The organism is Microcoleus sp. AT3-A2, from assembly GCF_036705685.1.
GTDB lineage: Bacteria > Cyanobacteriota > Cyanobacteriia > Cyanobacteriales > Microcoleaceae > Microcoleus.
The window spans coordinates 50,832-63,644 of the sequence record NZ_JAUBVF010000017.1 but is presented as its reverse complement, the minus strand read 5'-3'; the positions used below and the strand labels follow the sequence as shown (position 1 = coordinate 63,644).

Genomic DNA, 12,813 nt, shown 5'->3' with positions numbered 1-12,813 from the left:
ATAATCTGCGTTTATCTGTGTTTATCTGCCTTGCATCTGCGGTTTATGTACCAATCAAAGACTTATGCAATGCAAGCCTACTGAAACTTGTAGGCTGCGTCAGCTAGCTATCACCCCGCAGAGAAAATAAAACTCTTCCGGGGCACCATACTTGCTATTTGCTAACTTCAAATGGCGTGTATTTCCCCCCCAAAGCTTCGACGATGGCGCGAGTATTAGCCGACATCATTTTCACATAAGAATCGCCCTCGCTTCCGGGCGCCCCAATCGAATCCGAATAAAGTTGCTGCGCTGCCAATTTCACCCCCGCTTCCTCCGCCACTGTTCTAATCAGTTGCGGGTTAATTGTAGTCTCGGCAAAAATAGCAGGAACTCCCGCAGTTTTCACGGATTCTACTAACTTTTGCACCGTTTGAGCGCTGGGCTGTTCCTCCGTACTAATCCCGATCAAACTGCCCGCACTTCCCAATCCGTAGGCGCGGCTGTAATATTGAAAAGCATCGTGAGTTGTTACTAATTCGCGCTTATTTTCGGGGATTGTTTTAATCTCTTGTTCGATCCAACTATCCAAACGTTTTAACTCTTCAGTAAGTTTCACAGCATTCTGCGTAAACTTTTCCCGATCTTCCGGTGACAGTTCGATTAGTGCATCCCGAATCGCTTCTACCATTTGAACTACATTTTCCACATTTCCCCAAACGTGTGGATCGGGTACGGTATTGCCTTCTTTATTCAGTAGCAAAGGCTTGACAACTTCCCCCACTGCTAATTTCCGCGCCTTAATTCCGGCGGCATTCATCATTCTAATTAATCCCGGTTCCAAATTGTAACCATTATATAAAATTAAGTTAGCTTTTTCTAAAGCTTGAGAATCTTTTGGCACCGGTTCGTAAACGTGAGGATCGGTTCCCGGCTGCAAAATTCCTGTTAGCTGAACTTCGCCGCCCGCTACTCGATCGGTCAAATCCTCAATAATTGTGCTGGTAGCAACTACCTTGGGTTTAGCATCTGCCTCTGGAGAGAGGCGATCGCCCTCGGTTTGAGCACAACTAAATAAACCCAAAGTCAAAATGCCACAAGCAATAGTTCTAATCCAAAATACCTTGAACTTGTTCAATCCAGCGCGGGAGGTTTCAATCCCCGACTCACGGCTAAACTCTCCTTTATAGGATTGCTTCACAATTGCCGTCGGTTTTAATTCACATCTGACACCATTCTCAATAACCCTTGTCTGGGCGGGCAGGATGCCCACCCCACAAAAAAACTCACTCTTTGTGGAACGGACATCTTGACCGTTCTTGACAATGGTGTAACATCTAAGTTTTAACCGACTTGAGATTTTCGCCGCCAAACCTATGGTTTGAGGGGTTTCCAGCTTGGACTGTCGCATTATCTACCTCTGGTGCGTTGCAGATTATTCCTATTTACCGATGATTTCATATTCTTTTCATTTTTACAGTAAACTTAATAAAAAGGAGATAGACTCACCGCCATGAATACCGCCGCCTTCCCCAACGAAAATCCTTGGTCTCAAATGGTTTGCCACCTCCAAGACACGGCTACCGACACTGAAATTATCACTGTTAAGCACTTAGCAGTAAACTACCGCACGGTAGAGGCACTCAGAGATATCAATCTTTCTGTCAAACCGGGAAGGCTAACGGGTATTATTGGGCCCAACGGTGCCGGCAAAAGCACGCTAATCAAAGCAATGTTGGGCTTAATTCCGGCAACTCGTGGCACTGTTACCTGGGGCGAAGAATTGATCGCCGATCGACTCGAAACAGTAGCCTACGTGCCCCAGCGATCGCAAATTGACTGGAACTATCCCGCCACCGTTTGGGATGTCGTGATGATGGGAAGAGTCAGAAAAGCCGGATGGTTTCGCCGCTTCTCGGCAGCTAGCCGCCGCACCGCTGCCGATGCTTTAGAAAGAGTAGGCATGAGTGCTTACAAAGACAGACCGATCGGACAACTTTCTGGCGGACAGCAACAGCGAGTATTTCTAGCTAGAGCCTTAGCCCAAGAAGCTGCTATTTTCTGCTTTGATGAGCCGTTTGTCGGCGTTGACCAAAAAACTCAAAATATCATTTTCGACATCTTCCACGAGCTAGCAAATGCCGGGAAAATTGTCTTAGTAGTCAACCACGACTTAGGCGAATCAATCACCAATTTTGATGATTTAATTTTGCTCAATACAGAATTGATTGCCGCTGGTTCCCGCCAAGAAGTGCTAACCAAAGAAAACCTTTACCGCGCCTACGGCGGGCAAGTAATGTTCTTTGCCGGACAAGCTGCTTAATTAGCTAGCAGTAATTAATCTACGAGTTACGCTTTTGAACCTAGTTTCTTGGATAATATTGGGTTTGGCAACGATAAATCTCCGATTAAACCCGGTTGCTTTGATTGTTAGTCATTAGTTAACTGTGATGTTATAATTTTATGCTACAAACCTTAATTGAGCCGTTGCAGTACGGATTCATGCAGCGATCGCTCATAATTGCCATTCTCGTCGGCATCGTCTGCGCGATCGTCGGCAGCTACCTAATGGTACAGCGGCTGGCCTTGCTCGGAGACGCCATCAGCCACTCGGTTTTGCCCGGATTGGCGATCGCATTTATCCTCGGAGCAAACATCTTTATCGGCGCGTTCATTGCCGGAGTTTTGAGTACAGTAATCATAGCTTGGATCAAAGCTCGATCGACAATCAAAGAAGACGCGGCAATGGGCATTGTATTTTCGGCATTCTTCGCCCTCGGCATCACCCTAATTACGATCGTCCAAAAAGACAACAAAATCGACCTCAACCACTTTCTTTTCGGTAACATCCTGGGAGTTACTGCCGAAGATGCGATCGACACAGCCGTCATAGTCGCCGTAGTCTTATTAGTTGTAGTATTCTTTTACAAAGAACTGCTATTTTACACATTCGATCCATTAGGAGCGCAAGCCACAGGTTTGCCAGTAAACCTGCTCAACTTCGGACTGATGGTACTCATCGCCCTCACAATAGTTGCCAGCCTCAAAGCCGTTGGCGTAGTGCTAGTCTTGTCCCTATTAATTACACCTGCAAGTACCGCCTATCTCCTAGTCACTCGCCTGCACCAAGTCATGATTTTAGGGGCAATAATCGGAGTTATTTCCAGCATTAGCGGAATGTATCTCAGCTACTTCTATAACTTGCCATCCGGCCCCGCAATAGTTTTAGTTGCATCGGGGTTATTTGTGCTATCATTACTGTTCAGTCCGACTCAAGGAATCCTCACCCAGCCCCGCACACACTCCGGCCAAATTCCTCCAATCTGGCGGGAATTAAAAAATTTAACTAAAGGCCGATAACAACTAACTTTGTGGTAAGGATTCAGGGCCGCCCCTCCAATTTTCAATAACAATCTGCGTTAATCAGCGTTCATCTGCGGTTCAAAAAAGCCTCTAGAATTAATCCGCATAACTGTGAATAGCCGACATCATTCCGATGTTGTCAAAAGGTTTTTTTTGTTTGAGTGCGAGAAAGCAAAAAGGGAGGCTGTCGCAGCGGGCGATCGTAACTGCGAAATATTGCTCACAAAAAACTGTACAATAGCAAAAGTTAAAATTTCACGCAAACAGAGCTACTCAGTTAAAAAACATGACAGTCAAAGTAGGAGACACCGCACCCGATTTTACCTTACCCTCTCAAACTGGCACATCAGTCAGCCTCAAAGATTTTAAAGGCAAAAAAAACGTCATAGTCTACTTTTACCCCAAAGACGACACACCCGGATGCACCACCCAAGCTTGCGCTTTTCGAGATAGCTACGAAGTCTTCAAAGACGCAGGTGCAGAAGTCATAGGAATTAGCGATGATTCGCAGCAGTCTCACGAGAAATTCGCCACCAAATATCAGTTACCTTTTACACTGCTGAGTGATACGGGGAATAAAGTTCGGCAATTGTACGGCGTTCCAGCCACCCTGTGGATTATGCCCGGTAGAGTAACTTATGTCATTGACAAAGAAGGCGTTGTCAAGCATATTTTTGACTCGATGTTAGACTTCAAAGCACACGTTGCAGAAGCACTCAAAACTTTAGAAACCATCAAAAGTTAGATGGATTTGCTTAAATATATTGTTGGTAGTGAGGACGAAAGTCCTCATTATCTCAAAAATAAGAAAACACTAAATTCCTGACTGCGAACTAACGGTTTTTAGTGAGAACGGAAATTCTCAGATTAGAGGTTTTCCCGTACCCAATTTTTAAAAGCTTGAATAGCGTGGGTTCTACCAGCAACTTGAGTCTGCTGAGTGTACTGATTCACCAGTTCGACAATCGGAATGTTGGGGAAAGTGGGACTAACATCAGACTCAATATATTGTTCGGTTTGTAAGACGTTGATTTGTAGCCCTCGCCTTGCGTATCGCCAAAGTTCCGGCACTCCTAGAATTTGATAATTATCCAACTGCGTGCGAGAGGTAAGATCAATTTCTATAGCTAAGTCTGGGGGCGGATCAACACTCATATCGAGGCGATTTTTACCGATAACCGCTGCTTGATTTTGGATGTAAAAACAGGTATCCGGTTCGACAGCCTGACTCATTCGTTCATTTTTCAACGTTGTCGAACCCAACGACTCAAATGCTATTTGTCGTGTTTCCAACAAAATTTTTACCATGTCGCCAATAATTTCCTTGGCTTTTTCATGTTCGGGCAGAGGCACCATAATTTCTAACCGTCCGTTACTATAAGAAAGTCGGGAAGCACGACGTTCTCCCAATTCCGCCAAAATACTTTCAAATTGTTGCCAGTTAACATCCTCAACCAGTAATTGCTGACCCGGTTGAATCTTTAATTGTCTTAACTCCAATAGCATAATTGTTCATCCATTTTCTCTAGGAAATATCAGCAAAGTGCTTACTACGAATCATTATCTTAAAAAACCAAGAAAGGACTAAAGTCCTTACTAAAAACTCGTGGTTCGTAGTAAGGACTTTAGTCCTTTTTTGCTAACGGCTTGCAGCCATTAACAATTAGCACTCAGCAATTATCTAGCTTTTTGCAACACTCGATTTTTCAGATGTAGCGCTTTCGGCAGTTTTGCCATTTTTGCTATTACCGTTACCGTTGCTGTGGCGGGGTTGGATAACTCCATAGCCACCGTGAGTCTTGCGTTCGTAGAGTACGTTAATTTCGTCTGTTTCCGCATTACGGAACATATAGAAATCGTGATCGATAATCTGCAATTGTTCCAAAGCTTGTTGCACAGTCATTGGAGGCATAGCAAAATACTTAGTCCGTACAACCTCAGCAGGAAGTTCGGGAGTTCGATCGCCAATCAGATCCGCTACTACAGGATGTTCCTCAACTACCGTAACCGTTTTGGCACTACTCTGGATTTTGTTGTCGTGACGTTTTTCCTTAAATTTTCGCAGTTGACGAGCTATCTTGTCGGCAACCAAATCTATGCTTGCATACAGGCTTTCCGTGCTTTCCTCAGCCCGAATCACGCTGCCGTTAGCATAAATTGTCACCTCAGCAGTCTGCTTAGGATTGATCCTGGGGTTACGAGCCACCGATAGATGTATGTCCACTTCTGTCGTCAAAGTTTGAAAATGGCTAACTGCCTTTTCAACCTTTTGATTGACGTACTCGCGAATCGCATCGGTGATTTCTATATTTTTACCCTGGATAACAAGCTTCATAGAGCTCCCTCCCTTCTGTAACTTGGGTATATTTTATACAGTAGCACTATGTATTCTGGAAAACACTTATCTTCCAAATCTTTTATTATATGTTGACAATTCTTGATTTAAGCTGGGCCAATATTCCGTAAAAATACTATTGATTTTTTGCATGGTTTCTCCTCTCATCCCTCAACAACTAAATGCACACCCCTGCTTACTCTTCGATTGGGGACAAGTTCCCTACTCCCAAGCTTGGGAAATCCAGCAAAAACTCATGCAAGAACGCCGGGAAAACCCAGATTTGCCAGATGTGCTGATTTTGGTGGAACATCCGCCGGTGTACACTTTGGGACAGGGCGCGAAGTTGGAATTTCTGAAATTTGACAGCGAAACTCAGCCGGAATTGCACCGAGTTGAACGGGGTGGTGAGGTGACTTACCATTGTCCTGGCCAATTGGTGGGGTATCCGATTTTAAATTTGCGCCGCCACCAGCCTGACTTGCACTGGTATTTACGACAGTTGGAGGAAGTGCTGCTGGGGGTGCTGGAAGTTTTGGGGTTGAATGGTTCGCGGGTTCCCGGTATGACAGGAGTTTGGGTGGATGGGTGCAAGGTAGGTGCGATCGGCATTAAAGTCAGCCGCTGGATTACGATGCACGGTTTTGCTTTAAATGTTTGTCCGGATCTCGCCGGTTTTGGGCAAATTGTACCTTGCGGGATTCCCGATCGACCTGTTGGGAGTTTAGAGCAGTTTATCCCCGGAATTGAGGTCGATCAAGTGCGATCGATCCTTGTCGCTGAGTTTGCTCGCGTTTTTGCAGTGGAAATTGTGCGATCGAATGTGTAGGGTGCGTCGCTGTCAACACTACTACTAACGATCGTAGTGCGATCGCTCTTAAATTACCAAAAACATCAGGCTTAATTCTCCACCCAATCACTTAAAAACTCAACAGTAAGGATGCTAAATATCGAATCGAATTAACGCGGCGGTGTTTGCGAGACTTGGGTATTATAGAGAGCATTTTAACCGTCTGTACTTACTGACTCAATAATTGACAGGATTGGTGGTATAATTCTGCATCGCCTGCTTCTCTAACCTTAGAGAGAAGCAAGACCGATGCAGAAATACGTCCTAAGAGTTTTGCGATCGCCCCTAGCGTCAGGTAAGCTTCTTGTTAATTATTGCGCTTTACTCAGGAGAAAAAATTTATGCCAGATATGTCCGGTCAAGACCCCTCGGAAATTAAAATGGCGACGGTTGATGAAGAACAAAAAGGCGCAACGTTTAGCGGTACGGTCATCCTTGCTATCGATGATACCGAGGGTGGGGAAGTCGTTTTCTTCAGAGACTTTTTGATTGAAGATTATAAAGGCGAACTTACCGCTTATCTGGCAACAGATGGCAATATAACGAAAAGCATTGATTTAGGCGAACTTAAGCATAAGAGCAGCAGCTTTAAGCTGCCAATTCCGCTGGGAACGGATACATCACCCTACAATACAGTCGTGCTGCGCGACGAAAAAAGCAAGAAAAAAATTGTGACGATCGAGCTGTAAAATTTGCAATTTAGCTCGTAGTTGAACCAAATTCGTTAGCGCAGCCCTCGAAGAGGATCGCCCTTTTTTTCCTGAAGTACGCGCGTGCGAAGCTATCCCGTAGGGAATCGCCCTTAAATTAAGGTGCGTCACTTTCAATCGAACAGTCCAGTTGTAAAGTGATGCACCCTAATTTTTAAAATGGAATCGGATCGTAATCGGGATTTTCCGGTTCGTTAGACGAACCCGACTGGCGATCGGACTCAGAATTTGAAGACTGATGCGAGTTCCAATCCGAACTAGACGTGCGATTAGGGCCGCTTGGAGCGCTGTTAGAACTGCGGTTCCGCGAGCCTAAAGGTACTACATTGCTCGGCACATTAGCCGGGGCGGTGTCGCGAATTTGAGCCGGTTCCGGGGCGGTTCTAGCAGCAGGAGCCGAACTCATGGCATCGGCACCGACACTGTAAATCCTTTGAGCTGTCAGTTCAGCGCGCTTTTCTTTAATACCATCTCTTTCGATCGTATTCATGCTCAGCCGCCCCTCAATAATCACGCGATCGCCCTCGTGATATTTCTCGTGAATTTCTTGAGCAAAATTTCCCCATCCTATCACTTTCAAATGTTCGGGCGGATCTTCGGGTTTTGGGCCGGGAAACTGCACCAACATCTCAGCGATTTGAAGTTGATTGTCAGGAGTATAACGGAGTTGCGGTTGTTGAATTATTTCCGCCATCAAAATGCAGCTATTCATCTGTTATCTATGCGTAATTGGGAATTGGGAATTGGGAATTGGGAATTGGGCATCGGGAATTGGGCATCGGGAATTGGGAATTGGCCCGCGCAGGGACTTCGGGATTGGGAATTGGGCATGAACTTTCAAGTAAAAAGGTAAAACTTAAAATAACGCATTTTATTTTTTTACTTTTGCATTACCAATTCCCCATTGCCAATTCCCAAAGCCCAATGCCCAATTCCCGATTACACGTTACCAAATTTATCTTGGAGAACTGCCGCCTCGGCTTGACTGACAAAATCGTGAACGAGGGCGCGGTACTCCTTCAACGTTTCAGATACCCAATCTCGATCCTCACTGTTGGCGAAGATATGAACCGTCGGTTCACTTGCATCGGGTAAAACTAATACCCAATTGTCGTCGCTGTAGTTAAAAATCTTCACTCCATCTAATAATTCTAAACGATCGGGCGAATGAGTTTCTACTAAATGTCGCATTAGCGAACCCTTGATAGTCCAAGGACAGCGGACGCTGTAACTGCGGTGGGTGATGCGGGGAAGTTCCGCCTTGATCTGTCCGAGCGATCGCTCCTGAATCGTCATCATTTCTATCACTTTAGCAATGCAGAACATTCCGTCAAATCCTGGATGCAACTGCGGGAAAATAAAACCCATAAGACCACTGCCGCCCAAAACCACATTCGGGTTCCTGTTAGCGGCTTCCATCAAAGCAGTTGGGTTCGCCTTTGTGCGGATTACCTTGCTTTGATAGCGTCGGGCGATCGCCTCCACCGCAGAAGACGCATGAACCGGCACTACTACTGTACCTTTGGGATGAGAAGTCAGCATTAAATTTACCATCAACGCCGTCAGCATTTCCCCACGAATCGCTATCCCAGACTCATCTACCAAAATGAGCTGTTCGCCGTTAGCCGATACTTGCACTCCAAAATTAGCGCTGAGTGCTTTCACCACCCGGCCGAGTTGGTCAAGCAAATATTCCCGTTCCCCGTTGCTTAGAGAAGTCTGCTTGAGACTAGCATTGAGCACCACCGCATCGCAGCCGAACTTGGCAAGCATTTGGGGCAGAATGGCTCCAGAAACGGCGTAAACGTAATCGATTACCACCTTAGTATTGCTGTAGCGTATCGCCTCAACATTCATCTGTCGCTCAAAAATGCGGTTGTAAACATCGAGAGCTTGGTTAAAGTACGTCATCTCTCCAATTTCGGGAATTAGAGCTCGCCGCAAATCTTCCTTAAAATAAGCCCCCTCGATTTTTTTCTCAGCTCCTTTAGTAATATTGATGCCTTTGATATCGAAGAATTCAATTAAAATGTGGTCGGAGCGATCGGGCGAAATGCGAACGTGAATGCCGCCAGCAATCGACAGCGTAGACGAAACCGTGCGCGCGATCGGAATTGCCGTCGATTCCAAATTGACCACATTAATTCCCACCGACATCAAACCCGCAATCAAAGACCTCGAAACCATCCGCGAAATGCTGCGCTGGTCACGAGAAACCGATACCGCAGTCCCCGGTTTCAAAGTCGAGCCATAAGCCGCACCCAATTTCACTGCAAATTCCGGGGTAACATCCACATTTGCCAGTCCTTGAACGCCACGCTGACCGAACAAATTCCGCTTAGCTTGTTCTCCCCAAATTAAATTTTGATTTAACAGAGCGCCGGATTCAATATTTTTGCTGGGCCAGACACGCACGCTTGGCCCCACTTGTGCTTCTTCTCCCACGATGGACATCGAACCGACGACAGCACCTTCGAGGACGTGAGCGCGCCTGTCTACGCGGGTACTCCGGCAAATCACGCAGGCCCTAAGATGAGCGTCTTCACCGATAATTGCTCCGTTCCAGACGATGGGACGTTTGAGGTTGGCATCCGCCCCGACAGTCACGTTATCTCCGATCACTGTACCGGCATCGATTTTAACTCGGGCTCCAACCCGGCAATTGTTGCCGATCATCGTCGGTACTTCGATGATCGCGCTATCGTCAATAAAAGTATTCTGACCTACCCAAAGTCCCGATCGAACTTCGTTGTAGTAGCTCAAATCCACTTTGACCTTTCCCCGCAGCGCGTCGTACTGAGATTCCCGGTAAACATCTAGCTGGCCGACATCGCACCAGTAACCCTCGGCGATGTAGCCGTACATCGGCTCGTTTTTTTCCAGTAGCAGGGGAAACAAGTCTTTCGAGAAGTCGCACTCCTGATTTACCGGCAAGTAATCCAAGACTTCGGGTTCTAAAATATAAATGCCGGTATTGATAGTATCGGAGAAAATTTCGCTGCTAGAAGGCTTTTCCAGAAAGCGACTGATGCGGTAATTTTCCTCGGTAATCACGACCCCGAATTCCATCGGGTTGGGAACGCGAGCTAAAATTAACGTGGCTTTGGATTGCTGGCTGCGGTGAAATTTGATCGCTGCGGTTAAGTCGAAGTCTGTGATGCTGTCGCCGCTGATGACCAGAAAAGTGCGATCGAGCAGTTCAGCAATATTTTTGACGCAACCAGCCGTACCCAGCGGTTGGTCTTCCTCCACAGCGTAAGTCATTTGAACGCCAAACTCTGCCCCGTCAGTAAAATATTCACGCATGACATCGGGAAGGTAGTGCAGCGTTGCAATAATTTCCGTGATCTGATGCCTTTTTAGCAAATTAATAATGTGTTCTGCGATCGGGCGATTAAGAATCGGCACCATCGGTTTGGGCAAATCGCACGTCAGGGGTCTGAGCCTAGTTCCCGATCCCCCAGCCATCAGCACTGCACGCATAAAATCCTCCTTGCTTAAAAAGCTCTCTACCGCTATTGTCCGCTAGAAAAAGTTTGCCTGCTGTAATTCGTCGGCCGCGAGCTATCAGTTCTTAGTTAATTATCTTCGAGTAGTGACACGTCTGTGAAATCCCGTTGGGCTTGGCCGTCCCCCAACAGCAACCGATTTCAACCGAAGTAGAACTTGCGGCATCGCACCAATCCCCCGGTCGAGCTCGGATTTGTAGGGGATGTTGGGTAATAGTTACAGGTTTTATAGGCAAATATTACACTTGCCTCGGACAACCATTTTGTAAGGTGTGACCCTCACCGGACGTACTACCACGCCCTGTATTCCCTCGGCAAAAGCGTTGGGAAATGCTTTTTTGACAATGTTAGCGCTGCCATTGACATCCGCATTAATCAGTCTGCCGTCACCAGCACGAAACAACCCTCGCTTAATGCGTTTACCTTTATACTCCGAATGCTTGACACAAGGTTCATTATCTAAAAAAGAACACTTTGAAGTGTAACTTTCTTCAATAACCTTCACAACGATTCCTGTTAACTGCGCTTTATAAGTTAGCATTTCAATAAACCTTGCATGAGGTATGGCTACGAAGTTCTGATTATTTCGCTTGCCGAGATTTATTCCCTGTTTCCAGTTATCGTTTTTACCAATCACCAGTGTCCCGATTCGGTTAGCTACCAGATGATTGATGATGAATCGACTTGCATTATGCAGGTAATTATCTACTTTTACATTCCGCTTGTGAGTTAATTGTTCAATTTTGATTGATGTCTTTCTTTCCCCCTTCAAGTATGACTGAAACACTGTCTTATTTTTGTGATAGTAAGCATTGATTGATTTGAGGGGTTTGCCATTTATTATCAGCGGAACCCACCCTTTTTGATTGGATGTAATTGTCGCTAAATTATTGAGCCCCATATCAATTCCTGCTATCGCTTCTCTACCTGATGATGATTGACTTACATCCTTGGGTTCATAAACTACCTCCATCGAGTAATGGTAAGTTTTTGGGACGATTCTGACTTGATTTACGACCCTAACTTTAGTAGTCAGAAATATCTGGGTTTTCGAGAGATTGATGATTTTTTTCTTGAGCCATTCTTTACTGATGGATTGAGCGGTGTAAGTCAGGACATTTCTGCCTAATGTTTTGTGTTTGTACTTGGGTATTTTTGGTCGGGCTTTGAATTTCTCTGGATGGCATATTCCTTGGTAGCTTCAAAAAATGATTGCCAGCTTTCATTTAATCTCAATAATACTTGCTGAGATACTTTGGCTGGTAATGCTAGATAGTCAGTCGTTCCCTGACATAGTTTCTGTATTTTGTAATAGTCGAGGTATTCTCCTGAGATGATAAATTTTTGTCTGATTAGGTAGTTAGCGTAGTTGAAAAGATTCTTCGAGAGAAAGCACAAATTATCTAGCTGCTTGTATAGCCAGTGGGTTCGATCGATAATGTGCTTTTCAACTAGCTGCATTGTTGTACCGTCATTTTGACTATGCTATACTAGAAATGGCTATTAATGGCCATAAAGTCAATAAAGTTTTACAATACCAGTTAAAAAACAGAATGCAACTATAGGCCCGTGCTCGGAACCCTTCTCTCATCAGTCATTACCAATTCTTTAATTCTTCCATCTAAAATGGTATAAGTCCTCAGAATCCTCGACTTTTGGCAGAAGTCCCTTCTTGCTTGCTCGGTGAAAGCTATTTCGGGGGTGTTATTTTTAAGTTTGTGGCCAGCGGGGATTTTGCAGTCTCTTTCTGAAGGTGGAATTACTACAGCTATCGCTGCGCCTTGGCGTCTGATAAATGATAGATTAAGGGTAGCGCTGTGACTAGCTGACCCAAAATCCTATCCATTGCTTAGGGGTTTTTTAAATGAGTACGTTAATTAGCTTGGCATTGCTGATCGCTTACGGTGGCGGTATTTGGAAATTTTGGAATGGGTTCGATCGCACTAACTTCGATCGAAGTTTTGCAAATCGCCTGAAGCTCTCCCTGCTCTGGCCCGCGTTAATTTTTAATAAGCCTTACCGCCAAAACTTTACAAAAGCTCTCAAAGCTTCTAAAAGGTAATTCAA

Annotated in this window: 14 protein-coding genes; 7 read left to right on the top strand and 7 right to left on the bottom strand. The window is 45.4% G+C overall.

Going from position 1 to position 12,813, the window contains the following annotated elements; genetic code table 11:
• Positions 1–154: 154 nt before the first annotated feature.
• Entirely contained in the window at positions 155–1,390 is a 1,236-nt protein-coding gene (locus QUB37_RS12655; RefSeq protein WP_445300024.1) for a metal ABC transporter substrate-binding protein, read from the bottom strand.
• Between the two features lie 144 nt (positions 1,391–1,534).
• Here QUB37_RS12655 and QUB37_RS12650 point away from each other — a divergent pair, with 144 nt between their 5' ends.
• From QUB37_RS12650 to QUB37_RS12640, 3 genes are all read left to right on the top strand, one after another.
• Positions 1,535–2,302 (top strand): metal ABC transporter ATP-binding protein, encoded by a 768-nt coding sequence (locus tag QUB37_RS12650; RefSeq protein ID WP_445300025.1) that lies wholly within the window; start codon positions 1,535–1,537, stop codon positions 2,300–2,302.
• Between the two features lie 140 nt (positions 2,303–2,442).
• Entirely contained in the window at positions 2,443–3,339 is an 897-nt protein-coding gene (locus tag QUB37_RS12645; RefSeq protein ID WP_333162392.1) for a metal ABC transporter permease, read from the top strand.
• A 289-nt stretch (positions 3,340–3,628) separates the two neighbouring features.
• Complete coding sequence (locus QUB37_RS12640) at positions 3,629–4,087, top strand: peroxiredoxin (RefSeq protein WP_333162390.1); 459 nt, start codon at positions 3,629–3,631, stop codon at positions 4,085–4,087.
• A gap of 122 nt (positions 4,088–4,209) precedes the next feature.
• Here QUB37_RS12640 and QUB37_RS12635 read toward each other — a convergent pair whose 3' ends face one another.
• Complete coding sequence (locus tag QUB37_RS12635; RefSeq protein ID WP_333162388.1) at positions 4,210–4,848, bottom strand: Uma2 family endonuclease; 639 nt, start codon at positions 4,846–4,848, stop codon at positions 4,210–4,212.
• Positions 4,849–5,023: 175 nt separating this feature from the next.
• Positions 5,024–5,677 (bottom strand): ribosome hibernation-promoting factor, HPF/YfiA family, encoded by a 654-nt coding sequence (gene hpf / locus QUB37_RS12630; protein WP_333162386.1) that lies wholly within the window; start codon positions 5,675–5,677, stop codon positions 5,024–5,026.
• A gap of 151 nt (positions 5,678–5,828) precedes the next feature.
• Here hpf and lipB point away from each other — a divergent pair, with 151 nt between their 5' ends.
• Together lipB and QUB37_RS12620 are read left to right on the top strand one after the other, a co-directional pair.
• Positions 5,829–6,506 (top strand): lipoyl(octanoyl) transferase LipB, encoded by a 678-nt coding sequence (lipB, locus tag QUB37_RS12625; RefSeq protein ID WP_333162384.1) that lies wholly within the window; start codon positions 5,829–5,831, stop codon positions 6,504–6,506.
• 362 nt (positions 6,507–6,868) lie between these two features.
• On the top strand, positions 6,869–7,216 hold the full coding sequence (locus QUB37_RS12620) for a hypothetical protein (protein WP_333162383.1): 348 nt from the start codon (positions 6,869–6,871) through the stop codon (positions 7,214–7,216).
• A gap of 175 nt (positions 7,217–7,391) precedes the next feature.
• On the opposite strand, the gene QUB37_RS12615 is transcribed toward QUB37_RS12620, so the two are convergent.
• Complete coding sequence (locus QUB37_RS12615) at positions 7,392–7,949, bottom strand: single-stranded DNA-binding protein (protein WP_333152004.1); 558 nt, start codon at positions 7,947–7,949, stop codon at positions 7,392–7,394.
• A gap of 9 nt (positions 7,950–7,958) precedes the next feature.
• Here QUB37_RS12615 and QUB37_RS12610 point away from each other — a divergent pair, with 9 nt between their 5' ends.
• Positions 7,959–8,090 (top strand): hypothetical protein, encoded by a 132-nt coding sequence (locus tag QUB37_RS12610; RefSeq protein WP_333162380.1) that lies wholly within the window; start codon positions 7,959–7,961, stop codon positions 8,088–8,090.
• A gap of 86 nt (positions 8,091–8,176) precedes the next feature.
• On the opposite strand, the gene QUB37_RS12605 is transcribed toward QUB37_RS12610, so the two are convergent.
• From QUB37_RS12605 to QUB37_RS12595, 3 genes are all read right to left on the bottom strand, one after another.
• Positions 8,177–10,720, bottom strand: coding sequence for a mannose-1-phosphate guanyltransferase (locus QUB37_RS12605; protein ID WP_333162378.1), 2,544 nt, complete (start codon positions 10,718–10,720; stop codon positions 8,177–8,179).
• A gap of 252 nt (positions 10,721–10,972) precedes the next feature.
• Positions 10,973–11,860, bottom strand: coding sequence for a transposase (locus tag QUB37_RS12600; RefSeq protein ID WP_333162456.1), 888 nt, complete (start codon positions 11,858–11,860; stop codon positions 10,973–10,975).
• Positions 11,861–11,871: 11 nt separating this feature from the next.
• Positions 11,872–12,207, bottom strand: a complete 336-nt coding sequence (locus tag QUB37_RS12595) for a transposase (RefSeq protein ID WP_333162376.1) — start codon at positions 12,205–12,207, stop codon at positions 11,872–11,874.
• Between the two features lie 403 nt (positions 12,208–12,610).
• On the opposite strand from QUB37_RS12595, the gene QUB37_RS12590 reads away from it, so the two are divergent.
• Positions 12,611–12,808 carry a hypothetical protein gene (locus tag QUB37_RS12590; RefSeq protein ID WP_333030091.1) on the top strand — a complete coding sequence of 66 codons (198 nt, stop codon included), beginning with the start codon at positions 12,611–12,613 and terminating at the stop codon, positions 12,806–12,808.
• The last annotated feature ends 5 nt before the right edge of the window (positions 12,809–12,813 follow it).

Bases quoted from the DNA above. Each gene is read 5' to 3' on its own strand.
- QUB37_RS12655 (WP_445300024.1), bottom strand. From the start codon at position 1,390: ATGCGACAGTCCAAGCTGGAAACCCCTCAAACCATAGGTTTGGCGGCG.
- QUB37_RS12650 (WP_445300025.1), top strand. From the start codon at position 1,535: ATGGTTTGCCACCTCCAAGACACGGCTACCGACACTGAAATTATCACT.
- QUB37_RS12645 (WP_333162392.1), top strand. From the start codon at position 2,443: ATGCTACAAACCTTAATTGAGCCGTTGCAGTACGGATTCATGCAGCGA.
- QUB37_RS12640 (WP_333162390.1), top strand. From the start codon at position 3,629: ATGACAGTCAAAGTAGGAGACACCGCACCCGATTTTACCTTACCCTCT.
- QUB37_RS12635 (WP_333162388.1), bottom strand. From the start codon at position 4,848: ATGCTATTGGAGTTAAGACAATTAAAGATTCAACCGGGTCAGCAATTA.
- hpf (WP_333162386.1), bottom strand. From the start codon at position 5,677: ATGAAGCTTGTTATCCAGGGTAAAAATATAGAAATCACCGATGCGATT.
- lipB (WP_333162384.1), top strand. From the start codon at position 5,829: ATGGTTTCTCCTCTCATCCCTCAACAACTAAATGCACACCCCTGCTTA.
- QUB37_RS12620 (WP_333162383.1), top strand. From the start codon at position 6,869: ATGCCAGATATGTCCGGTCAAGACCCCTCGGAAATTAAAATGGCGACG.
- QUB37_RS12615 (WP_333152004.1), bottom strand. From the start codon at position 7,949: ATGAATAGCTGCATTTTGATGGCGGAAATAATTCAACAACCGCAACTC.
- QUB37_RS12610 (WP_333162380.1), top strand. From the start codon at position 7,959: ATGCGTAATTGGGAATTGGGAATTGGGAATTGGGAATTGGGCATCGGG.
- QUB37_RS12605 (WP_333162378.1), bottom strand. From the start codon at position 10,720: ATGCGTGCAGTGCTGATGGCTGGGGGATCGGGAACTAGGCTCAGACCC.
- QUB37_RS12595 (WP_333162376.1), bottom strand. From the start codon at position 12,207: ATGCAGCTAGTTGAAAAGCACATTATCGATCGAACCCACTGGCTATAC.
- QUB37_RS12590 (WP_333030091.1), top strand. From the start codon at position 12,611: ATGAGTACGTTAATTAGCTTGGCATTGCTGATCGCTTACGGTGGCGGT.